The 246-nt window shown below is 56.1% G+C and carries 1 pseudogene; it reads right to left on the minus strand.

The features are described 5' to 3' along the window. Positions 1-246: pseudogene (locus tag FJ988_RS30665) on the minus strand (molecular chaperone HtpG); the annotation flags it as partial.

Raw genomic sequence — 246 nt, forward strand, 5'->3', positions numbered from 1 at the left:
GAGCCAGGTAGTCGGCCAGGGAAACGGTCTGCTCACCGTCGTCACCGTGGGTCGATGCGAAACGCAGCAGGCCGGCGATTTTTTCCTTGTTGGCGAAATCTTCTGCCGGGCCTTCTTTCATGACCTGACCGAAGTTTTTCCAGAAGCCCTTGTATTGCTCAGGCTCGTTCTTCGCCAGCTTTTCCAGCATGTCGAGGACACGCTTGGTCAGCGCCGACTTCATGGAGTCGATGATCGGGTCTTTCT

This window comes from Mesorhizobium sp. CU3 (assembly GCF_006442965.1).
Lineage (GTDB): Bacteria > Pseudomonadota > Alphaproteobacteria > Rhizobiales > Rhizobiaceae > Mesorhizobium.